At 71.4% G+C, this 20,981-nt stretch carries 18 protein-coding genes; 13 read left to right on the top strand and 5 right to left on the bottom strand.

Features of this window, described 5'->3' with window-relative positions; genetic code table 11:
* Nucleotides 1-60: 60 nt before the first annotated feature.
* Genes V6S66_RS01450 through V6S66_RS01470 form a run of 5 tightly spaced genes read left to right on the top strand, consistent with a single transcriptional unit; the run spans nt 61 to nt 5,877 of the window.
* Nucleotides 61-2,382 carry an arylsulfatase gene (locus tag V6S66_RS01450; protein ID WP_334205000.1) on the top strand — a complete coding sequence of 774 codons (2,322 nt, stop codon included), beginning with the start codon at nt 61-63 and terminating at the stop codon, nt 2,380-2,382.
* A complete protein-coding gene (locus tag V6S66_RS01455; protein WP_334205001.1) occupies nt 2,379-3,320 on the top strand; it encodes a formylglycine-generating enzyme family protein in 942 nt (313 codons plus the stop codon). Before V6S66_RS01450 ends, V6S66_RS01455 begins: the two co-directional genes overlap by 4 nt.
* On the top strand, nt 3,317-4,039 hold the full coding sequence (locus tag V6S66_RS01460) for a histidine phosphatase family protein (RefSeq protein ID WP_334205002.1): 723 nt from the start codon (nt 3,317-3,319) through the stop codon (nt 4,037-4,039). The genes V6S66_RS01455 and V6S66_RS01460 overlap by 4 nt, the downstream gene beginning before the upstream one ends.
* Before the next feature lie 12 nt (nt 4,040-4,051).
* Complete coding sequence (locus V6S66_RS01465; protein WP_334205003.1) at nt 4,052-4,804, top strand: SDR family NAD(P)-dependent oxidoreductase; 753 nt, start codon at nt 4,052-4,054, stop codon at nt 4,802-4,804.
* Nucleotides 4,804-5,877, top strand: coding sequence for an NAD(P)-dependent alcohol dehydrogenase (locus V6S66_RS01470; protein WP_334207206.1), 1,074 nt, complete (start codon nt 4,804-4,806; stop codon nt 5,875-5,877). Before V6S66_RS01465 ends, V6S66_RS01470 begins: the two co-directional genes overlap by 1 nt.
* Here the strand turns inward: V6S66_RS01470 and V6S66_RS01475 are convergent.
* Nucleotides 5,867-7,024, bottom strand: a complete 1,158-nt coding sequence (locus V6S66_RS01475; RefSeq protein ID WP_334205004.1) for a CoA transferase — start codon at nt 7,022-7,024, stop codon at nt 5,867-5,869. The two genes, V6S66_RS01470 and V6S66_RS01475, sit on opposite strands and share 11 nt — an antisense overlap.
* Nucleotides 7,025-7,069: 45 nt before the next feature.
* Between V6S66_RS01475 and V6S66_RS01480 the strand changes: the two genes are divergently transcribed.
* Together V6S66_RS01480 and V6S66_RS01485 are read left to right on the top strand one after the other, a co-directional pair.
* Nucleotides 7,070-8,014 carry an enoyl-CoA hydratase/isomerase family protein gene (locus V6S66_RS01480; RefSeq protein WP_334205005.1) on the top strand — a complete coding sequence of 315 codons (945 nt, stop codon included), beginning with the start codon at nt 7,070-7,072 and terminating at the stop codon, nt 8,012-8,014.
* The gene (locus V6S66_RS01485) at nt 7,998-9,374 is read left to right on the top strand and encodes an amidohydrolase family protein (protein ID WP_334205006.1); all 1,377 of its coding nucleotides are present in this window, start codon (nt 7,998-8,000) and stop codon (nt 9,372-9,374) included. The genes V6S66_RS01480 and V6S66_RS01485 overlap by 17 nt, the downstream gene beginning before the upstream one ends.
* Here V6S66_RS01485 and V6S66_RS01490 read toward each other — a convergent pair.
* Nucleotides 9,355-10,989, bottom strand: a complete 1,635-nt coding sequence (locus V6S66_RS01490) for a diflavin oxidoreductase (RefSeq protein ID WP_334205007.1) — start codon at nt 10,987-10,989, stop codon at nt 9,355-9,357. The genes V6S66_RS01485 and V6S66_RS01490 overlap by 20 nt on opposite strands.
* Before the next feature lie 255 nt (nt 10,990-11,244).
* Here V6S66_RS01490 and V6S66_RS01495 point away from each other — a divergent pair, with 255 nt between their 5' ends.
* The 6 genes from V6S66_RS01495 (at nt 11,245) to V6S66_RS01520 (ending at nt 16,946) form a co-directional block, all read left to right on the top strand.
* The gene (locus tag V6S66_RS01495; RefSeq protein WP_334205008.1) at nt 11,245-11,733 is read left to right on the top strand and encodes a nuclear transport factor 2 family protein; all 489 of its coding nucleotides are present in this window, start codon (nt 11,245-11,247) and stop codon (nt 11,731-11,733) included.
* Nucleotides 11,726-12,958, top strand: coding sequence for a cytochrome P450 (locus V6S66_RS01500; protein WP_334205009.1), 1,233 nt, complete (start codon nt 11,726-11,728; stop codon nt 12,956-12,958). The genes V6S66_RS01495 and V6S66_RS01500 overlap by 8 nt, the downstream gene beginning before the upstream one ends.
* On the top strand, nt 12,955-14,028 hold the full coding sequence (locus V6S66_RS01505; RefSeq protein ID WP_334205010.1) for an NADP-dependent oxidoreductase: 1,074 nt from the start codon (nt 12,955-12,957) through the stop codon (nt 14,026-14,028). The genes V6S66_RS01500 and V6S66_RS01505 overlap by 4 nt, the downstream gene beginning before the upstream one ends.
* A gap of 3 nt (nt 14,029-14,031) precedes the next feature.
* On the top strand, nt 14,032-15,279 hold the full coding sequence (locus V6S66_RS01510; RefSeq protein WP_334205011.1) for an acyl-CoA dehydrogenase family protein: 1,248 nt from the start codon (nt 14,032-14,034) through the stop codon (nt 15,277-15,279).
* 23 nt (nt 15,280-15,302) lie between these two features.
* Nucleotides 15,303-16,085: an SDR family NAD(P)-dependent oxidoreductase gene (locus tag V6S66_RS01515; protein WP_334205012.1), complete on the top strand. Its 783-nt coding sequence runs from the start codon at nt 15,303-15,305 to the stop codon at nt 16,083-16,085.
* Nucleotides 16,086-16,163: 78 nt separating this feature from the next.
* Complete coding sequence (locus V6S66_RS01520) at nt 16,164-16,946, top strand: SDR family NAD(P)-dependent oxidoreductase (RefSeq protein ID WP_334205013.1); 783 nt, start codon at nt 16,164-16,166, stop codon at nt 16,944-16,946.
* 183 nt (nt 16,947-17,129) lie between these two features.
* Here V6S66_RS01520 and V6S66_RS01525 read toward each other — a convergent pair whose 3' ends face one another.
* The 3 genes from V6S66_RS01525 to V6S66_RS01535 are packed head-to-tail and all read right to left on the bottom strand — an operon-like array spanning nt 17,130 to nt 20,868.
* Nucleotides 17,130-18,218: an ABC transporter permease gene (locus V6S66_RS01525; protein ID WP_334205014.1), complete on the bottom strand. Its 1,089-nt coding sequence runs from the start codon at nt 18,216-18,218 to the stop codon at nt 17,130-17,132.
* Nucleotides 18,215-19,723 carry a sugar ABC transporter ATP-binding protein gene (locus V6S66_RS01530; RefSeq protein ID WP_334205015.1) on the bottom strand — a complete coding sequence of 503 codons (1,509 nt, stop codon included), beginning with the start codon at nt 19,721-19,723 and terminating at the stop codon, nt 18,215-18,217. Before V6S66_RS01530 ends, V6S66_RS01525 begins: the two co-directional genes overlap by 4 nt.
* 2 nt (nt 19,724-19,725) lie before the next feature.
* Nucleotides 19,726-20,868, bottom strand: a complete 1,143-nt coding sequence (locus V6S66_RS01535) for a sugar ABC transporter substrate-binding protein (protein WP_334205016.1) — start codon at nt 20,866-20,868, stop codon at nt 19,726-19,728.
* Nucleotides 20,869-20,981 lie beyond the last annotated feature (113 nt).

Consider the following 20,981-nt stretch of genomic DNA (forward strand, 5'->3'; position numbering starts at 1 on the left):
GACGGACGCGGTCCCACGGCCGGACAGCCCCGCGGATCCAGCACGAGAACGGAGCACAGCATGCGGTCACCCAGTTCCTCGAGCGCCTACCGGGACTTCGACGGCAGGGTCGGGCGCGTCTTCGCGACCTCCGAGCCGTCGTGGCCCGAGCGCCCCACGGCGCCGGAAGGATCACCGAACGTCGTGGTCATCCTGGCGGACGACCTCGGCTTCTCGGACCTCGGCTGCTACGGCTCCGAGATCCCCACACCGCACATCGACGCGTGCGCGCAGGAGGGCATGCGGTACGGCAACTTCCACGTCGCCCCCATGTGCTCGCCGACCCGCGCCTCGCTCATGACCGGCCGCAACCCGCATGCGAGCGGCATGGGCTTCGTCGGTCACGTGGACCCGGGCTTCCCCGGGTACGCCTCCGAGCTCCCGGAGGACCAGCCGACGCTCGCGGAGGTCATGCGGTCCAACGGGTACACGACCTTGATGCTCGGGAAGTGGCACCTCACGAAGGAGCGCGACATGTCGGAGGCGGGGTCGCGCGCGTCGTGGCCCCTGCAGCGCGGGTTCGACGAGTTCTACGGATTCCTCGAGGCGCTGACCAACTTCCACCACCCGCACCGGATGCTCGAGGGCAACACGGTCGTGCAGACCGATCAGTACCCCGACGACTACTACCTGACCGACGACCTCACCGACCGTGCCGAACGCATGGTCCGGGAGGTCAAGGCTGCCAATCCCGAACGCCCCTTCTTCATGTACTTCTCGCACGGCGCCGTCCACGCGCCGCTGCACGCCAAGCAGGAGGACATCGCGCGTTTTCGCGGTTGGTACGACGAGGGGTGGGACGTCCTGCGCGAGCAGCGGTTCGCTCGCCAGCGAGAGCTCGGCGTCGTCCCCGACGGGACCGAGCTCCCGCCGCGCAACCACGAGGCGGGCGAGGACGTACAGGCCTGGGACTCCCTGAGCGAGACCGAGAAGAGCCTGTACCCGCGATACATGGAGGTGTACGCCGCCATGGTGGCCAGCATCGACGAGAGCGTCGGACGCCTGCGCCAGGTCCTGGACGAGCTCGGCGAGCTCGAGAACACCGTCTTCCTCATCACGAGCGACAACGGCGCCTCCCGCGAGGGCAAGGCCTCCGGCACGACGGCGTACTTCCGGGACGGTGGCAGCCAGACCCGCGACGTCACCGAGGACGTCCTCGCGGAAGCGCTCGAACGCATCGAGGACATCGGTGGACCGACGACCTGGCCCCACTACCCCCGGGGCTGGGCCATGGCGTGCAACACCCCGTTCCGCCTGTACAAGATCAGCGCGTTCGCGGGTGGCCACCAGGTGCCTCTCGTGCTCTCGTGGCCGGCTCGGCTGCCACCCGCCGGGTCGATCGTCAGGCGGCAGTACGCCCACATCAGCGACGTGCTGCCCACCCTCGTCGAGCTGCTCGGGCTCGACATGCCCGACCATCGCCACGGCCGTCCGGCCCAGCCGGTGACCGGCGTGAGCCTGCGCGAGGTCATCGGTGACCCGCATGCCCCGACGCCCCACACCGAGCAGCACTACGAGTGCCTCGGCAACCGCGCGTTCTACCGCGACGGCTGGGAGATCGTGACGGCCCATCGGGCCCTCACGCCCTTCTCCGAGGACCGGTGGCAGCTCTTCCACACCGCCGAGGACCCGGCGCAGGTCCACGACCGCGCGGCCGAGCTGCCCGAGCTCGTCGCGGAGCTCGCGGCGGCGTGGGAGGAGGCGGCCTGGGAGAACCAGGTCTTCCCGATGGACGAGGGCAACCGCCTGAAGCACCTGCTCCAGCCGCCCGGCCTGGAGGGCTTCGAGCGGCCCGTCCGCCTGACGCCCCACCAACCCACCCTGGAGCGATGGCGGTCGAGTCGCCTCACGGGCGGACGGTCCTTCCGGATCACCGTGGACTGGTCGTACCGCGCCGGTGACGCGGGGGTGCTCCTGGCCCACGGCGGACAGGAGGGCGGGTACCTCCTCTACGTCGAGGACGGTGAGCTGCACTTCCTGCAGAACCAGTTCGGCACCGAGCACCGCCTCGCCCCGGTCCCCCTGACCGACGGTTGCGCCGAGGTGGTCGTGACGGTCGACGCTCCAGGAGGGGGTCGGTGGGACGTCGGGCTGACGGTCGACGGCACGGCGTCGGGCCGGTCCGACGGCTTCGTGCAGATGGCGGGATTCCTGCCGTTCAACGGCATCGACGTCGGTGTCGACCGTCGTTCGCCGGTGTCGTGGGAGTTGTACCGACGCCACGGTTGCTTCCCCTTCACGGGTCGGCTCGGTTCGGTGACCATCGCACCGGGGCCGGTCTCGCCGGATGCCCGGGAGCGTCGGATCGCCGAGGCGGTCGCGATCGGGATCGGACTCGAATGACCGCGCCTGACGCGGCAGCGTCGATGCAGCTCATCCCGGCGGGAGCGTTCTGGATGGGTTCGGACGACGCCTACCCCGACGAGGCCCCAGCACACCGGCGTGAGGTCGAGGCGTTCTGGATCGACGTCACCGCGGTGACGAACGAGCAGTTCGCCCAGTTCGTGGAGGCGACGGGTCACGTCACCGGTGGGGAGCGGCCGCACCGCGGAACGGCGCTCCCCGGTCCGCACGGATCGGTCACCCCCGCGGGATCGGCCGTCTTCGGCGTCCCGGACGGTCCTGTCGACCTCGCATCGGGCTCCTGGTGGTCTCACGTGGCCGGCGCCTCGTGGCGCGCACCCGAGGGGCCGGGCAGCGACCTGCGTGGTCGGGCCGCCCACCCCGTCGTCCACGTGACCCACGCGGACGCCACCGCGTACGCCCAGTGGTGCGGCAAGCGCCTCCCGACCGAGGCCGAGTGGGAACGGGCCGCGCGGGGCGGTCTCGACCGTCAGGAGTTCGCCTGGGGTGACGAGCGGGAGCCGGGCGGCGTGCCGCTGGCCACGACGTGGCCGACCGACACGTTCCCCGTGCTCGAGGACGGTGGGCGCGCTGCGGGCACCACCCCGGTCGGGACCCATCCGGCCAACGGGTACGGCCTGCTCGACATGATCGGCAACGTCTGGGAGTGGACGTCGGACCGGTACGAGGCCGGGCACCGACCGGCCGGCCCGTGCTGCGGCCCGGGTCCACGGTCGGACGATCCCCTGGCTGCGGTGCGCCCCAGCCTCGTGCTCAAGGGCGGGTCCTACCTGTGCGCCCCCAACTACTGCCGTCGCTATCGACCGGCAGCACGGATCCCCCTGCTCGCGGACGACTCCGCCAGCAACGTCGGCTTCCGGTGCGTCGTCGACGAGCCTGCCGCGCCCACCCACCGACCCTCCGGGAGACGCTCGTGAACAGCCCGACCGACCCCAGCGCCACGACGGTGCCGACACCACCGCTCCCGCTGGAGCGAGCCGTGCTCCTCGGTGTCGAGGGGGTCATGACCGTGACCCTCGTCCGACATGGGCAGCAGGTTCCGCAGTCGGGCCCGACCTACGACGCGGCCGCCTCGGTGGACCCGCCGCTGTCGCAGCTCGGCCGAGCGCAGGCCGACGCCGTGGCGGCGCTCCTCGCCGACGACCCCGTCGACGCCGTGGCCTGCAGCCCGCTCTTGAGGGCCCACGACACGGCGCGGCGCATCGCTGACCGCCACGGGCTGGAGCCCTCCGTCCACCGTGACCTCCGCGAGGTCGAGACCTTCCGGTACCTGCCGGACGACGTGCCGGCGGACCAGCCGTCGGAGGTCGTGCTGGCGGGGATCCGCGAGCGGTTCCTGACCCGACCCGGATGGGACCTCTACCCGTGGTCGGAGCGCAGTGCGGAGTTCCGACATCGCGTCAGCTCGGCGATCGAAGGACTCATCGCGCTGCACCGTGGTGCCCGACACCTCGTGATCGTGAGTCACGGCGGGGTCATGAACGGCTACCTCGCCGACGTCCTGGGCATCGGTCCGGACCTGTTCTTCCTCCCCGCGCACACCTCGGTGTCCCGGGTGCGAGCTGGTGACGGGCGCCGCGCGCTCGACTCACTCAACGACACCCGGCACCTCCGTCCCGACCACGTCACCCACTGAGAGATGGCCCCCATGCGCTTCCATGATCACGTGCTGTTCGCCACAGGTGGCGGATCCGGCATCGGCGCGGCGGTGGCCCGCCGCTTCACCGACGAGGGCGGCACGGTGGTCGTCGCCGACAAGGACGCGGCTCGGGCCGAGGCCGTGGCGCAGGGGCTGCGAGGAGCAGTGGCCGTCACGGTCGACGTGTCGGACGAGGACTCCGTGCGACGAGCCGCCGAGGTGGTGCGTGAGCGCTTCGGCCGCGTCGACGGGGTGCTCAACGCCGGAGGCCATGCCGACTTCGGTCCGTTCGAGGAGTGGTCGCTCGAGCGATGGAACCTCATGATGGCGGTGCACGCGACCGGACCGTTCCTGGTGTGCAAGCACCTGATCCCGCTGATGCGTGAGCACGGCGGGGGGTCAGTCGTGAACGTCGCCTCGGTCGCCGCGCTCGTCGCGCAGCGGGGCAACGCACCGTACGGAGCCGCCAAGGCCGCGGTGATCGGCTTCACCCGTCAGATCGCCCTCGAGGTGGCGCCCGAGGTGCGGGTCAACGCCGTGGCGGCCGGACGCGTGCACACGGCGATGACCGAGCCGCTGATCGTGGCCCGGGGCGGCGGGAACGCCGCTGACGGTGCCGCTGCCTTCGGGCAGGCCAACATGCAGGGTCGCGTCGCCAGTCCCGACGAGATGGCGGCGTCGATCTGCTTCCTCCTGTCAGAGGACGCCAGCTTCATGACCGGCAGCGTGCTCGTGGTCGACGGCGGGGAGACGGCGCGGTGATGCGGGCCGTCCAGTACCGCACGGTCGGCGCAGGTCCCGCGGTCGTCGACGTCCCCCGGCCCGAGGTGGGGCCGGGGCAGGTCCTCCTGGACGTGCTGGCGGCCGGTCTGTGCCACTTCGACGTGTCGGTCATGGCCTGGCCCGCGGACGCCTTCCCGTACGCACTCCCCATGACGCTCGGCCACGAGTGCGCCGGCCGGGTCGCCGCGACCGGCGCCGGGGTCTCGGCGGTGGCGGTCGGTGATCTCGTGGCGGTCTACGGCCCGTGGGGCTGCGGGACCTGCGAGGCCTGTTCGCAGGGTCGGGAGAACTACTGCACCCGCGCCGTGTCGCTCGGGATCCGGCCGCCCGGTCTGGGTCGCGACGGAGCTCTGGCCGAGCAGATGCTGGTCGACGACGAGCGGCACCTGGTGCCGCTCGAGGGTCTCGACCCCGTGCAGGCGGTCCCTCTCACCGACGCCGGGCTGACGCCGTACCACGCCGTGAAGGCGGCGTTGCCGGTCCTGACGCCGGGGGCGACCGTGGTCGTCATCGGGGTCGGGGGCCTGGGGCACGTCGCCGTCCAGCTGCTCCGTGCGCTGACGTCCGTGCGAGTGGTGGCGATCGACGTCGACGCGAAGCGTCTGGACGGAGCCCGTACGGCTGGTGCCGAGGAGGTCCTGCTCGCGGACGACCGGACGGCCGAGCGGGTGCGTGACCTGAACGACGGCCAGGGGGTCCGGGCGGTCTTCGACTTCGTGGGCAGCCAGTCCACGCTCGATCTCGCCGCCGCCGTGGCGGGTGCGGAGGCGCACGTCTCCATCGTGGGGGTCGGCGGGGGATCGTTGCCGGTCTCGTTCCGCACGATGCCCTTCGGGGCCACCGTGCGGTGCTCCTACTGGGGGACCCGCCACGAGCTCGTCGAGGTGATGGCGCTGGCGCGCTCCGGGGCGATCGTCGTCGAGCACGAGCTGATCTCGCTCGAGGACGTGCCGGAGGCCTATGAGCGCCTGCGGGTCGGACGGGTGCACGGGCGGGCCGTGGCGGTTCCCGGCGCTGGGGACCTGGCTCGCACCGGCGGTCTCAACCGCTGACGTCGCCGGCCGCTCGGGCGGTCGCGGCGGACCAGGCCAAGGACGCCTGCATGACCGTCTGTCGCTGCTGGTCGTGGTTCGCCGCGACGGCCAGCGCCCCGACGAGACCCGTCAACGGGTCGGCCACGGCGTCGCCGTAGAAGCCGGGGAGCCCGTCCCGGTCGACGACCACGAGTCCACCGGCGACGGCGGCGTCGTCGCCGAAGCCGACCCGGTGGGGCTGCTCCGGGCCGTGGCCGGTGATCTGCAGCCACGTCCGCGCACGTCCGTCGGGCATGACCTGCCCCGGGCCGACGCCGAGTCCTTCCAGGGCCCGGGGTCGGCTGGCCTCGACCACGACGTCGGCCGACGAGACGAGCGCGTGCAGCGCGGCGCGTCCGGACGTGGTGGTGACGTCGATCGAGCGCACCTCGGCCCCCACCCGCAGCTCGTCGTAGAACGCGGGGCTTCCCCACCGGGACGCGTCGGGCCGCGTGGTCGACTCGACGTGCACGACCTCTGCCCCGAGCCGGCCGAGCAGGTGGGCGGCCAGGGGCGCGGCCCAGAGCGAGCCCAGGTTCACGACCCGGAGCGAGGTCGAGGAGGTCGAGGCCGGGGCGGAGCTCGTGCGCCAGGGCTCTGCGGGGACGGGCGTCTCGCCCAGCCGCGAGGCCGGCAGGCCGAGCATCGTGGCTCGGTCCACGACCGCCTGCGCGGGGAGCCGCGCCGACCACCCTTCGACGTCGGTCCATGCGGCGTCGACCTGGTCCTCCACGAGGGCCGGCACCAGCTCCACGTCGCTCGGGCGCGCCAGGTTGAGGGACCACCAGCCGTCGGCCGCCCGGAGGAGGCGGGCGTCGGGCCCGTGGGCTCCCTCGGGATCGATCGCGGAGAGCCGGGCCCGGCGGCCCAGCAGCTCGGCACCGTCGAGGGGCAGGGCGGTGTCGAACCGCTCGGCGGCGACCGACGTGAGCGTCGTGGCCAGCGCGCGCGCCAGCGTGGCCGGCCGGCCGTGCGCCGTCCACCCGGTAGTCGACGATCGCGTGGGGTCTCCCGCCAGACCCGTCGCGAGCCAGTCCGCCAGTGCCTGGTCGGGCCCGACGGACGCGGCGTGACGCAGGCCGCGCAGCACCTCGGTGTCCACCGCGGAGACCTCGCCTCGACCCATGTCCTCATCCTGCCCGGTCCACGGGCCTGGTGAGAGGATGAGGTCATGTCGACCGCGCCTGGCTCCTCGGGCGTCGTCGTCCTGCGGCCCGGTGAGGTCGACGAACCCGACGACACACGCATCTCGGTCCTCGTCCTCGGTCCCGAGGGCGACGTCGACGTCGATGCGGACGTCGACGTGGTGGTCGCCCCGCACGGATCGACCGCGGCCGCGCGCCGTGAGGTCGTGGGTGTGCCCGACGTCGACGCGACGGTCGCCACGATCCGGCGGCGGGTCGCCGAACGTCCGCTCGCCGCGGTCGCGCTGGCCCGGTTGCTGCCGCGCGTCGTCGGGGTCGACGTGCCGCACGGGCTCGCGCTCGAGTCGCGCACGTTCTCGGAGCTGCTCGCCGGCCCCGAGTTCGCGGCGTGGCTGGCGGCGCGCGGCGCCCCACGTCCGTCCGGTGACCCGCACCGCATGCGGCTCGATCGCGTCGGTGACGACCTCACGATCACGCTCGACCGCCCCACCCGGCGCAACGCCTACGACGCGGCGATGCGCGACGCGCTCCTCGAGGCGCTGGAGATCGCCCGGCTCGATCCCGACGTGCGCGTCACGCTGCGCGGGGCCGGGCCCGACTTCTGCGCCGGGGGTGACCTCGACGAGTTCGGCACGGCCCAGGACCTGGACGCGGCGCACGAGACCCGCGTCGCGGCCAGCCCGGGCGCCCTGGTCCACGCGCTCCGCGACCGGGTCACGGCCCACGTGCACGGCCACGCCGTCGGCTCCGGCATCGAGATCGCGGCGTTCGCGGGTCACGTCCGCGCTGACGCGGACGCCCGATTCGCCCTTCCGGAGGTCGCGATGGGCCTGGTCCCGGGTGCCGGCGGGACCGTCAGCCTGTCGAGGCGCATCGGCCGGCACCGCCTGCTGTGGTGGGGGCTGACCGGCACGGTCCTGGACGCCGCCACGGCTCACCGATGGGGGCTCGTCGATGAGCTCGTCGACTAGCGGCAGCAACCTGCTCGTCCGCGACGTCGCGCTCGACGGTGCGCGGCTCGACTGCCGGGTCGTCGCCGGGGTCGTCGCCGAGCTCGCGGCCGGCCTGACGCCGCGGCCGGGGGAGCAGGTCGTCGACGGTGCCGGCGGTGCGCTGCTGCCGGGACTGCACGACCACCACGTGCACGCCTTCGCCGCCGCGGCGGCCGCCGGGTCGCTCGACCTGCGGGGCGGTGCCCTGCCGGCTCAGGGACAGGCAGCCGCACCGGAGCGCGCCGGGGTCCGCGACTGGGTCCGCGCGGTCGGCCTGGGCGACGACGACGCGACGGCCGCCGACCTCGATCGCGTCTGGCCGTCCCGTCCCGCCCGGGTGCAGCACCGCTCGGGGGCGCTGTGGGTGCTCAACACCCGGGCGATCGAGCTGCTCGAGGGCGTCCTCGAACCCGAAGAGCGGGCCGATGGTCGGGTGTGGCGAGGCGATGCGCGGCTCGGTGAGGCGCTCGGCCGGCTCGACCCCCGGGGAGTCGAGGACGACCTCCGTCCCTGGGGCGAGCAGCTCGCCGCCAGGGGGGTGACGGGACTGACCGACGCGACCGTCGGCCTGGAGGCCTCGGGCCTGGCCGTGGTCCGGGCGCACCTGCCGCAGCGGGTCGTCTCGCTCGGTGCGGAGGACGACGGGCTGCCGGTCAAGGTCGTCGCCGGCGACCACGGGCCGGTCGACGGCTCCGACCGATGGTCCGAGCTCGTCACCGCGGTGCGCGCGGCGCGCGAGCGTGGCCGTCCGGTGGCGGTGCACGCGGTCTCGGCCGCAGCCCTGGCGATGGTGCTGGCGGTCCTGGACGAGGTCGGCGTGCTGCCGGGCGACCGGGTCGAGCACGCGGCGGTGTGCGACGACGACGCCGCCGACCGGCTGGCCGAGCTCGGCGTGACCGTCGTGACGCAGCCCTCGATCGCCGCGCGCCGGGGGCGCGCCATGGTGGACGCGTCCGAGCCGGAGGACCGCGCGTGGCTGTGGCGCATCGCCGGCCTGCGCGACCGCGGCGTGCGGGTCGTGCTGTCGAGCGACGCCCCCTACGGCGATGTCGACCCGTGGGCCACGATCCGGCTGGCGGCGGCCGGGCTCCCGGACGACCGCTCACCGTGGCTGCGGGACCAGACGATCTCGGCCCGCGAGGCGCTGGCGTCCTACCTGACCCGGCCCGAGGACCCGGCCGGAGCCGTGCGGGCGGTGCGGCCGGGTGCGGCGGCCGACCTGTGCGTGCTCGACGCGCCGCTCGACGTCGTGCTCGACCGCGTCACCGGAGGCGACACCGCCTCACCCGTGCGGCTGACCGTGATCGACGGTCAGGTCGTCAGTACACGTCCTGGCTGAAGCGACGCTGGCGCTTGAGGCCGGCGACGTAGTCCCAGGCGGCGTCCTCGGACATCGCGCCGTGGGTCGCGACGACCTCGACGAGTGCCGACTCGACCGCCTGCGACATCCGGACGCCGTCGCCGCAGATGTAGAAGTGCGCGCCGTCTTGGAGCCAGGCGTAGACGTCGGCCCCCTGCTCGCGCAGCTTGTCCTGGACGTAGACCTTGTGCTCCTGGTCGCGGGAGAAGGCGGTCGACAGCCGCGTGAGCAGACCGTCCTGCTGCCAGCCCGTGACCTCGTCGCGGTAGAGGAAGTCGCACGTCTCGTGCTGGTCGCCGAAGAAGAGCCAGTTCCGGCCCGACGCGCTGCGGGACCGGCGCTCGAGCAGGAACGAGCGGAACGGTGCCACGCCCACGCCGGGGCCGACCATGATGACGGGGGCATCGTCGGCCGGCAGCCGGAAGCTGGGGTTCGGCGCGAGGAAGACGGCGACCTGCGAGCCCGCGGGCAGCGCCGCGGTCATCGTGGCGGACCCGGCGCCGACGCGGTCACGTCCGTCGCGGTGGTACCGCACGCACGAGACCAGGAGGTCGACGGTCTTGGGCGACTCGGTGGGGCTCGAGCTGATCGAGTACGACCGGTGCTGGAGCGAGCCGAGGAGCGCGGCGACGCGGTCGGCGTCGCGCTTGTCCTGCGGGAGCATCTCGACGAGGTCGAGGGCGTCGCGCCCCCACAGCCAGGCCTCGAGGGCCTCGCGGTCGCGGGTGCCGAGCAGGTGGGCCAGCTCCTCGTCGCCGGACTGCTCCGCGACCCAGTCGACCAGGGCGCGCGACGGCAGGCGCAGCTCGAGGCGGTGGGTCAGCAGCTCGCGCCAGCTGGCGTCCTGACCGGCGGGCGTCGCGTCGGCGCTCACGCCGAGGGCGGCGACGAATCCGTCGACGAGCTCGGCCGGGTTGACCGGGACGACGCCGATCGAGTCGCCGGGCAGGTACTCGATGGCACTGTCGGCGAGGTCGACCTCGACGTGGTGGACCGCCTTGTGGGACTCGGAGCCCGACAGCTTCGCCGTGTGGCTGATCGTCGCCAGGAACGGGTCCTGCCGCGTCCAGCGTGCGGCGGAGGTCGTCGACGGCTCGACGTCCACGCTCGCGCTGCCGGACGTGTCCTCGACGTCCGCGCCGCCGAACGTCGAGGTCACGGCCTTGATCCACTGCTGCGACGGTCGCTCGTAGTCGAGGTCGCAGTCGAGCCGGTCCAGCACGCGTCGTCCGCCGAGCTCGGCGAACTTCTCGTCGAACATGCGGCCGGCCGCGCAGAAGAACTCGTAGGACGAGTCGCCCAGCGACAGCACGGCGTACTGCAGGTGGGACAGGTCGGGGGCGTCGCTCTCGAGCTCGTCCCACAGGTCCTGGGCGCTGTCGGGCATGTTGCCGTCGTCGTACGTCGACGAGACGAGGGCGACGTGCGTCATGGAGTCGAGGTCGGCGACGCCGAACTCGTCCATCGACATCAGCGTGGTCGTGTAGCCGTCGGCCTCGAGCGCGTCCGAGGTGTCCATCGCGACGACCTCGGCATTTCCGGTCTGGGAGCCGAAGAGCACATGGATGAGCGGACGGTCGTGGCTGGCTGGCATCGGGACTCCCTGGCGGTTCGCTCGTTCTGTCGGCACCCTGTGACGGGCATCACGTATAAACAGCATGAGGAATACATCACGTCGTTGTCAAGCGCAGTCGCTCTAAACCTCATGAGGAAAATTCATCACGATGATTGACTTTCGGTCGCGACGCCGGTGTAATCGGGGTCACGTTGGTGTGATGCACGTCTCGCGGCCCGCTGCTGCGTTCGAGGTGCGCCCGCCGAGGCACCTGCGACGAGAGGCGACCGAGACATGAACGACCAGATGAGCAACGCGGAGCTGCACGAGGCCGTGCACGCCCAGCGGGTGGCCGGCGTGATGACGCGCTACGGCCTGGCGTGCGACGAGCGCGACCGGGCGACCCTCGAGCAGCTGTTCCACCCCGAGGCGCGGGCCGTGTACGACGTCGACTCCGACCTCAGCGGCAACACCGCGATCGCCGAGTGGATCTCCGGCGCCACCGAGCACCTGCTCTGGCAGCAGCACGCGATGCGCGTCATGCGGGTCGACGTCGACGGCGACCGCGCGACCGCCGTGAGCTACCTGACCTCGCACCAGGTCGCCAAGGACGCGACCGACGTGACGCTCATGATGAACAGCCGCTACGACACCGAGCTCGAGCTGACGGACGGTGCCTGGCGCATCCGCCGGCTCCACCTGGTCGTCGGCACGATCGAGCACCGCCCCATCGTCCTCGGCTCGCTCGTGGCGGCCGCCAGCACCCAGGAGCAGCATGTCTGAGACACCCGTCATCGAGCTCATCGAGGGGCAGCAGAAGGGTGGCTGCCCGGTCGTGCACTTCGACGTGAACCAGCAGCTGCCGATCCACTCGTACCACGAGGAGCTGGACCAGCTCCGGGGCCAGGCGCCGATCGTGTGGAACACCTACGGCGGTGGATTCTGGATGCTGCTCAACGACGAGACGGTGCGTGCGGCGTTCCACGACCACGAGGTCTTCAGCAGCGACTCCACGGTCGTGACCGTCCCCGAGCCCAACTGGCACTGGATCCCCACGATGGAGAACCCGCCGCGGCACAAGCTGTACCGCCGCGTGCTCAACCCGCCGTTCTCGCCGCGCGCCGTCCGGGACCGCGAGGACCGCATCCGTCAGCACGCGACCGACTTCATCGACACCTTCGTGGCCGACGGGCGCGTGAACTTCGTCGAGGCCTTCGCCAAGGAGTACCCGACCAAGGTCTTCCTGGAGATCCTCGGCCTCCCGCACGAGGACTCGCCCCAGATGGTCGAGTGGGTCGAGGCCGTCTTCGGCGGTCTCGGCAGCGAGGATCCCGTCGCGGCCAAGGCCGGCGGCGACGCGCAGGTCGCGATCAACGCCTACTTCGTCGAGCTGCTGGCCGACCGCAAGGCCAACCCCCGTGAGGACGAGTTCTTCACCGACCTGACCCGCTCGAGCATCGGCGACGATCCGATCTCGGACGAGGACTTCCTCAACATCTGCAACGTCCTGATCCTGGCGGGTCTGGACACCGTCAAGAGCCAGCTCGGCTACATCATGCTGCACCTGGCGGAGAACCCCGACGACCGCCAGCGGATCCTGGACGAGCCCGATCTCATCCCGGTGGCCGTCGACGAGATGGTGCGGGTCTACTCGATCGTGATGGACGGCCGCAAGGTCGCCCAGGACACCGAGTTCCACGGCTGTCCCATGAAGGCCGGCGAGATGGTCATGCTCACCGTGCCCTCCGCCACGCGTGACGAGACGAAGTACGCCAACCCTGGGAAGGTCGACTTCGACCGCACGGACTCGACGGGGCACCTGGCCTTCGCGGCCGGCCCGCACAAGTGCCTCGGCAACCACCTCGCTCGCCGCGAGATGATCATCGCGATCGAGGAGTGGCTGCGCCGCATCCCGCACTACCAAGCCGTCGAGGTCGACGCGCTCCGCGAGACGGGGCCGCAGCTCGGCCTCGAAGAGCTGTGGCTCGAGTGGGAGGTCACGGCATGAGCACCGAGCACCCGAGCACCGAGCACCCGAGCACCGAGCACCCGAGCACCGTGCGCAGTCGTGAGGTCCACCTCGTCAACCGCCCGTCCGGTGGCGCCCCGAAGTCCGACGACGTCACGATCGTGGAGGTCGACGTCGCGGCCGGACCCGGGCAGGTCCTCGTCCGCAACACCGTGATGTCGGTCGAGCCCTACATGCGCGGACGCATGTCGGAGACGACGAGCTACGTCGCCCCGTTCGGGCTCGGCGAGCCGATGGACGGGCCCGCGACCGGTGTCGTCGCGTGGTCCGACGTGCCCGAGCTGCCCGTGGGCACGGACGTCGTCCACCAGTTCGGCTGGCGCGAGTACGTGGCGCTCGACCCGGCCGACGTCGAGGCCGTCGACGTCGACGGCCTCAAGCCGACCGATCACCTGGGCGCCCTGGGCCAGACCGGCATGACGGCGTGGATCGGCATGAACATCATCGCCAAGGTCCAGCCGGGTGACACCGTCTTCGTGTCGTCGGCCGCCGGCGGCGTGGGCGCGGTCGCGGGGCAGCTCGCGAAGGCCAAGGGCTGCACCGTGATCGGCAGCTGCGGATCGGCCGACAAGGTGGCCGCCGCCGTGAAGGACTTCGGTTTCGACACGGCCTTCGACTACCACGACGGCCGCATCCGCGACCTGCTGCGCGGCTGCATCGAGGAGGTCGGCAAGCCGGGTCTCGACGTCTACTTCGACAACGTCGGCGCCGAGCACCTCGAGGCGGCGATCCGGGAGATGAACGAGCACGGACGCATCGCGCTGTGCGGCATGATCGCGGTCTACAACGCGACCGAGCCGGTCCCCGGCCCCCGCAACCTGCTGCTGATGATCTGGCGCAGGCTGCGGATGGAGGGGTACCTGCTGGGCGACCACGAGGACGCTCGCGGCGAGTTCCTCGCCGAGATGACCGAGCTCGTGCGCCGCGGTGAGGTGACCAGCCCGGAGACCTACGTGGGTCACGGGATCGAGGAGGCCTTCGCGGGCTTCCAGACACTGCTCGAGGGACGCGCCGTGATCGGCAAGGCCCTCGTGAGCCTGGAGGGCTGAACCATGACCCCCGCTGCCACCGCCACGGCCGTCGAGTCGGTCGAGGACTTCGCGGCCCGCGCCTCGAGCTGGTACGCCGACCACGGCTTCGCCCGACGTGACCCCCAGCGGGAGGCGTCGAGCACCGGCATGGCCGTGTTCCACGACCTCGCGTTCGACGAGGAGCTGGCCCTGATCCGCCAGCTGACCGACTGGCTCCGCGCCCGGTACGACGCCGGCCTCGGGGCGGTGGGCTGGCCGGAGGCGTTCGGTGGCGCCGGCCTCGCGCACGCCCACGAGGCGGCCCTGGCCCGGGTCGAGAGCGGCTTCGACGTGCCCACCCCGCACGAGCTGGTCTCGGTGACCCTGCGCCTGATCGCCCCGACCCTGCGGGTGTACGACCGCACGCCCGAGATGCGCGAGCTGATCACGCCGATGCTGCGGGGCGACCTGCTGGCGTGCCAGCTGTTCTCCGAGCCGGGCGCCGGCAGCGACCTCGCGAGCCTCGCGACCCGCGCGCGCCGCGACGGCGACGACTGGGTCATCACGGGCCAGAAGGTCTGGACCTCGGGCGCGCAGTTCGCGCAGTGGGGCGAGCTCCTGGCCCGCACCGATCCGGACGTGCCGAAGCACCGGGGCATCACGGCCTTCATGGTGCCGCTCGACGCCGAGGGCGTCGAGGTGCGGCCGCTGCGCCAGATGTCCGGCGGATCGAGCTTCAACGAGGTGTTCCTGACCGAGGTGCGGATCCCGGACGCGTACCGCGTCGGTGAGGTCGGCGAGGGCTGGAAGGTCGCGCTGACGACCCTGGGCTTCGAGCGCGACTCCAGCGGCGAGGCCACCGCGGTCGGCGGCACGCTGGACCAGGTCGTGGAGCTCAGCCGCGCGACCGGTGCGGTCGAGGACCCGGTCCTGCGCCAGATGCTGGCCGACGTCGTGATCGCGCACCGCCTCGCCGAGATCGCGACGGCCCGCGACGCCGCCACCCCGGACACCACCGGGGTCGGTGGCTCGATGCGCAAGCTGCAGTGGACCGGGCGCCTCGCCCAGATCTCCGAGTACGTCGGCGAGGTGCTCGAGGCCGACCTGGTCGTCGACGACGGCGAGTCCGGCACCTTCGACTGGACCGAGCACGTCCTCGGTGCCCCGGGCTACCGCATCGCCGGCGGCAGCGACGAGGTGCAGCGCAATCTCATCGCCGAGCGCTGGCTCGGCCTCCCGGCCGAGCCGCGAGGCGACAAGACCACTCCCTGGCGGGACATCCCCCGCTGATCGACAACACGAAGGACATGAGCATGGGAACACTGGACGGCAAGGTGGCCCTGGTCACCGCAGGATCGCGCGGCATCGGCCGGGGGATCGTGGAGGCCTTCCTCGCGGAAGGCGCGACGGTCGTCATGACCGGGCGCTCGGCCGAGAAGGGCGAGAAGGCGCTGTCCGAGATCGGTCTGCCCGACCGGACGGCGTTCCTCGCCGGAGACGCGAAGTCCAAGAACGACGTCGCGGGCTGGGTGTCCACCACGGTGGAGCGCTTCGGCCGGATCGACGTCCTGGTCAACAACGCCGGCGGCAGCGACGGGTTCGCCCTGGTGCACGAGCTGAGCGACGAGGCGTGGGACAAGGCGTTCACGTTCATCGTCGACTCCGCGTTCTGGGCCACCCGTGCGGCGCTCGGCGTCATGGTCGAGCAGGGCAGCGGCCGGATCATCAACATCTCCTCGGTCGCCGGCAAGGTCGGCGACCAGGCGGCGGTCTCGCACTACATCTCTGCGAAGCACGCGATGAACGGCTTCACGAAGGCCGTCGCGTTCGAGTACGGGACCCAGGGGATCACGTCGAACGCGATCTGCCCCGGCGCGATCGAGACCGACCTCATGGTCGAGGTGGGCCCGTCGTTCGCCGCGGAGAACAACCAGACCTACGAGGAGTACAAGGCGGACTACGCCAAGGACGCCGCCATCGGACGGCTCAACACCGTCGAGGAGGTCGGCGCCATGGCAGTGCTGCTGGCCGGCCCGGCCGGCGGCGGCATCACGGGTGCCCTCCTCAACGTCGACGGCGGCACCGCCCCGTACTGATCCCCTGCACGACTCAGCACCTGCACGACTGACCACCTGCACGACGTCGACCCGCTCGGGTCGGGAAGGACCTGACTCATGGGGACTCTGGACGGAAAGGTCGCGCTCGTCACGGCGGCCACCGGCGGGATCGGACGCGGGATCGCGGAGGCCTTCCTCGCGGAGGGTGCGTCGGTCGTGATGACCGGGCGCTCCGCCGACAAGGGTGAGAAGGCGCTGTCCGAGATCGGTCTGCCCGACCGGACGGCGTTCCTGCCGGGCGACGCCCGGTCACAGCAGGACGTGGCCGGTTGGGTCGCGTCGACGGTCGAGCGGTTCGGCCGCGTCGACGTCCTGGTCAACAACGCCGGCGGTAGCGACGGGTTCGCCCTGGTGCACGAGCTGAGCGACGAGGCGTGGGAGAACGCGTTCACGTTCATCGTCGACTCCGCGTTCTGGGCCACCCGTGCGGCGCTGGGCGTCATGCTCGAGCACGGCGGGGGCCGGATCATCAACATCTCGTCGGTCGAGGGCAAGCTCGGCAACAAGGCCGCGGTGTCGCACTACATCTCGGCCAAGCACGCGATGAACGGCTTCACCAAGGCCGTCGCGTTCGAGTACGGCACGCGGGGGATCACGTCCAACGCGATCTGCCCCGGCGCCGTCGAGACCGAGCGCACCAAGGAGATCGGTCCGGCGTTCGCCGCGGAGAACGGGCTCACGTACGAGGAGTACCTCGCCGACTACGCCAAGGACGCCGCCACCGGGAAGCTCAACACCGTCGAGGAGGTCGGCGCGATGGCAGTGCTGCTGGCCGGCCCGGCCGGCGGCGGCATCACGGGCGCCCTCCTCAACGTCGACGGCGGCACGTCGCCCTACTGACGTCCCCCTCCTGGGGCGGTGAGTCTGACACGTAGGGCGGTGGATCTCCCACGTGCGGCACCGGTCCCGCGGCGGGCGGTGAGTGTTCCACCTGGGGCGGTGAGCCTTCCACCGCCTGACACCTCAGGGGGTGGAACACTCACCGCCCGCTCGGTGGGGGTGGAACACTCACCGCCCCCCAGGTCAGGGGGTCGTGGGCTGGCTCGGGCTCGCCTCGGCGGCGTCGCGTTGGAGCTTGCGGCTCCGCTTGGTCTGGCCGACGACGCGGCTGGCGAGCGCCACCGCGATGAGCAGTGCCGCACCTTGGAACAGCGGCTGGATCCAGAACGTGCCCGGTCCGAACGTCAGCTGCAGGCCCTTCACGCCGAACGCCAGGGCGAAGTACGCGATGAGCGTGCCCCAGACGTTGGGACGGCGGGCGAACTGCGAGGCACCGAAGAACACGGCGGCCAGGGCCGGGAACAGCAGCCCCGGCCCGGCGGTCGAGGTGTAGGTGCCGACCTTCGCCGAGAACACGATGCCCGCGAAGCCGCCGATCATGGCCGAGATCATGAGCGAGCCGTACGTCAGCCGCTCCACGTTGAGGCCGGCCAGACGGGCCGCCTCGGGGTTGCCGCCGACCGCGAACAGGCGCCGGCCGACCGGGGTGTGCTCCAGCACGAACCAGATGACGACCGAGAGCACGACGAGGTAGATCGCCACGACCGGGATGCCGAAGACCTGGCCGTTGCCGAGGTCGAGCCAGTTCGAGTCGAACGCGCCGGTCAGCTGGCGGTTGTTCGACATGAACAGCTGGAACGCCAGGAGCACCTGGCTCACGCCGAGCGTCGCGATCAGCGACTCCACCCGGAACTTCACGATGACCACCGCCGAGCAGAAGCCGATCAGAGCGCAGAACACGAGCACGCCGATCGCGACCTGCCAGAGCGGGATGTCGGGGTGGTTGATGCCGAACCAGTTCATGAGCACGAGCGCCGTGCCCATCGTGGCCCCGACGGAGAGGTCGTAGACCCCCGCCACGAGCGGCACGAGGAAGGCCAGCGCGACGATCGCGGTGACGACGCCCTCGCTGATCGTGAGCCGCCACGTCGTGGAGCTCAGGAACGTCTCCGGGCGCAGGATCCCGAACAGGATCGTGAACCCGGCGAACAGGATGATGGCGCTGTAGCGCCCGAGCGTCACGCCCAGGGGGGTCGCGACGGCGCCGGAGCTCGACTTGAGGCTCGGGGTGGACGTGGCCGACGAGTCGGTCTTCGTGGTCTCGGTCTTCATGCGGATGCTCCTGCGACTTGCGCGTGATCGATGGAGGGGGCGTCCAGGTCGACGCCGCGGTGCAGCTCGGCGACGACGTGGCCACGGGACAGGACGAGCACGCGGTCGCAGAGGCGGGCGAGCTCGTCGCTGTCGGTCGACGTGACGAGGACCGACATGGAGGCGTCGGCTCGTTCGGCGATGATGCGGTGCACCTGTTCACGGGCCCCGATGTCGATGCCGGCGGTCGGGTCGTCGAGCACCAGGAACGTCGGGTCGAGCCGCAGGGCCCGGGCCACGAGCACCTTCTGCTGGTTGCCGCCCGAGAGCGTGGTCATCGCGGCACCCGGGCCGGAGGCCACGATGTCGAGGTCGTCGATCCACGTGGCCACCTCCTGCCGTTCCCTGCGGTGGTGCAGGCGTCCGGCCGAGGTGTTCGGGGCGAGATCGCTGATGGTCAGGTTCTCGCCGACGTTCAGCGTGCTGAACACGCCGAAGCGGGCCCGCTCGCCGCAGATCCAGGCCATGCCGGCCGACATCGCGTCGATCGGGTCACCCGACTCGACCGCGGTGCCGGCGACCGACACGGTGCCGCCGCTGCGGTGCTCGCGACCGATCGTGAGGGCGGCGACCTCCTCGCGACCCGAGCCGGTCAGACCGGCGACCCCGACGATCTCGCCGGGCCGGAGGTCGGCGCTGAAGTCCATGAGCGCCGTGCCCTGCAGGCCGGCGATCCGCACGGTCGCGGGGCCGTCGGTCTGCGACGTTGTCGGCCGATCGACGTTCCGGACCAGGTCCGTGCCGATGATCAGGTTCGTGAGGCTGTCGTGGGTCACGTCGCTCGTGGCCACCGTGGCGACCTTGACGCCGTCGCGGAGCACCGTGATGGAGTCCGAGACGCCGAGGATCTCGTCGAGGTGGTGCGAGACGAGGATGACGGAGTTGCCCGCCGCGGTCAGGCTGCGGATCGTGTCGAACAGCGCCGTGACGTCCCGGGCGGGGAGCGCGGCGGTGGGCTCGTCGAGCACGATGAGGGCCGGATCGCTGTTGTCGGGCAGGGCCCGGGCGATCGCGATGCGGGTGCGCTCCGCGATGCCGAACTCGCCGACGGGTCGGTTCACGTCGATCGGAGGACCGGTGCGGGCCAGGCAGTCGCGAGCGACCTCCCGGGCCTTCTTCCAGTTGATCCTGATGCCGCCGGACCGGGGGTACGTGCGTCCGAGCATGATGTTCTCGGTGATGCTGAGGCCGTTCACCAGACCGAGGTCCTGGTGGACGAAGCGCACGTTGAGCTTGTCGGCCGCGGCGGCGTTGCCGAGATCGAGCTCGCGGTCCCGCACCGTCGCCGTCGCCCCGCGGTCGGGGGCGTGGTAACCGGCGAGGATCTTGATCAGCGTCGACTTGCCCGATCCGTTCTGGCCCACCACGGCGTGGACCTCACCCACCTTCACGGTGAGGTCCACGCCGTGGAGCACCACATGACCGGAGAACGTCTTGGAGAGTCCTCTGATGTCAAGGGCGTTCATGATCAGCTGAGACCCCAGAGGGTCTTGAACTGCTCCTTGAAGCCGTCCGGTCCGGGCCAGCCGTCGGGGAGGTCGGCGATCGCCTCGGCCTCTTCCTCGGTGTCCATGATGTACAGCGGCGTCAGGGCGGACTTGCGCTCGTCCTCGCTGCTCCACTCGCCGTTGGCGTAGCGGGCCATCTGGTCGGCGAGGGTCCACATCGTGTTCTCCTGCGGCACGACGAGCCAGGCCGCCGACTCGCCCTTGAGGAACGACTCCACCTGCGGCTGCTGCGGCTGGACGCCGACGACCTTCACGTCCTCGAGACCGGCGGTCTTGAGGGCCTGACCCAGACCCGGCTCGAAGCCGGTGAAGCCCAGGAAGAGGTAGTTGATGTCGGGGTTCGACTGCAGGTACGACACGATCGCGTTGGCGGATCCGCCGGTGGTCAGCTGGTCGAGCGAGATGTCGATCGGCTGGCTCGTGCAGGTGTCGCAGTACTCGTCGAGCGTCTTCTCGACGTTCGGCACGGCGGCAGCCACGGTCGGGAACTCGGGGATGTTGACGACGCCGATCGAGGCGTCGGCGCCGCTGTCCTCGATGACCCAGGCGGTTAGCGCACGGGTCGAGTTCGCCACGGCGGTGACGTCGCTGCAGTTGGTGATGATGTTGTTCTCATCGCCCTTGGGGTCGTCGCCCGAGTAGCAGCTGAAGTAGGGGATGCCCGCTTCCTTGGCGTTGTCGAACGCGTTCTGGAAGGTCGCCACGTCGCTGCCGGTGCCGGCGATGTAGTCGACCTTCAGGTCGACGGCCTGCTGGACCGCGGAACCGAAGTCGGTCGCGGGGGCGTTGATGCCGACGTACTCCCAGCCGAAGCTCTCGACGGCCTCCTTGAGGAAGTCGCCGAGGATCGAGCAGGTCGGGTCCGCACACACGATGAAGGCGACGGACTTCTTCTCGGGCACCTTGCTGAGCGGCTCGGTCTGGATGATCGAGGAGGGCTCCTCCTGGTAGCTCGCGACGACGTCCTTGAGCTCCTGGGTGACCTCGCCTCCACCGGAGCGACCGCTGTCGCTCGACTCGCTGCTGCAGGCAGCGAGCGCGAGCGAGCCGACGATGGCTCCCGCGATGAGCAGGCCGAGCCTGCGGTGCCGCTTGAGATTCATGGTTCCTCCATCGGGGGTGTGCCCGTCGGTCAGGACTTCGAGGTCGGGGGCCTCGCGGTCAATGTGACGTAGGACACGTGTGGATGTGTGGGACCACTCCAGCGCATGGAAGG

The sequence above is a fragment of the Aeromicrobium sp. Sec7.5 genome, assembly GCF_036867135.1.
Classification (GTDB): Bacteria; Actinomycetota; Actinomycetes; order Propionibacteriales; family Nocardioidaceae; genus Aeromicrobium.

Excerpts from the sequence above, each read along its gene's own strand:
- V6S66_RS01475 (WP_334205004.1), bottom strand. The coding sequence starts at position 7,024 with ATGGGTCGAGGCGAGGTCTCCGCGGTGGACACCGAGGTGCTGCGCGGC.
- V6S66_RS01465 (WP_334205003.1), top strand. The coding sequence starts at position 4,052 with ATGCGCTTCCATGATCACGTGCTGTTCGCCACAGGTGGCGGATCCGGC.
- V6S66_RS01470 (WP_334207206.1), top strand. The coding sequence starts at position 4,804 with ATGCGGGCCGTCCAGTACCGCACGGTCGGCGCAGGTCCCGCGGTCGTC.
- V6S66_RS01505 (WP_334205010.1), top strand. The coding sequence starts at position 12,955 with ATGAGCACCGAGCACCCGAGCACCGAGCACCCGAGCACCGAGCACCCG.
- V6S66_RS01535 (WP_334205016.1), bottom strand. The coding sequence starts at position 20,868 with ATGAATCTCAAGCGGCACCGCAGGCTCGGCCTGCTCATCGCGGGAGCC.
- V6S66_RS01480 (WP_334205005.1), top strand. The coding sequence starts at position 7,070 with ATGTCGACCGCGCCTGGCTCCTCGGGCGTCGTCGTCCTGCGGCCCGGT.
- V6S66_RS01450 (WP_334205000.1), top strand. The coding sequence starts at position 61 with ATGCGGTCACCCAGTTCCTCGAGCGCCTACCGGGACTTCGACGGCAGG.
- V6S66_RS01485 (WP_334205006.1), top strand. The coding sequence starts at position 7,998 with ATGAGCTCGTCGACTAGCGGCAGCAACCTGCTCGTCCGCGACGTCGCG.
- V6S66_RS01510 (WP_334205011.1), top strand. The coding sequence starts at position 14,032 with ATGACCCCCGCTGCCACCGCCACGGCCGTCGAGTCGGTCGAGGACTTC.
- V6S66_RS01455 (WP_334205001.1), top strand. The coding sequence starts at position 2,379 with ATGACCGCGCCTGACGCGGCAGCGTCGATGCAGCTCATCCCGGCGGGA.
- V6S66_RS01515 (WP_334205012.1), top strand. The coding sequence starts at position 15,303 with ATGGGAACACTGGACGGCAAGGTGGCCCTGGTCACCGCAGGATCGCGC.
- V6S66_RS01525 (WP_334205014.1), bottom strand. The coding sequence starts at position 18,218 with ATGAAGACCGAGACCACGAAGACCGACTCGTCGGCCACGTCCACCCCG.
- V6S66_RS01500 (WP_334205009.1), top strand. The coding sequence starts at position 11,726 with ATGTCTGAGACACCCGTCATCGAGCTCATCGAGGGGCAGCAGAAGGGT.
- V6S66_RS01495 (WP_334205008.1), top strand. The coding sequence starts at position 11,245 with ATGAACGACCAGATGAGCAACGCGGAGCTGCACGAGGCCGTGCACGCC.
- V6S66_RS01490 (WP_334205007.1), bottom strand. The coding sequence starts at position 10,989 with ATGCCAGCCAGCCACGACCGTCCGCTCATCCATGTGCTCTTCGGCTCC.
- V6S66_RS01520 (WP_334205013.1), top strand. The coding sequence starts at position 16,164 with ATGGGGACTCTGGACGGAAAGGTCGCGCTCGTCACGGCGGCCACCGGC.
- V6S66_RS01530 (WP_334205015.1), bottom strand. The coding sequence starts at position 19,723 with ATGAACGCCCTTGACATCAGAGGACTCTCCAAGACGTTCTCCGGTCAT.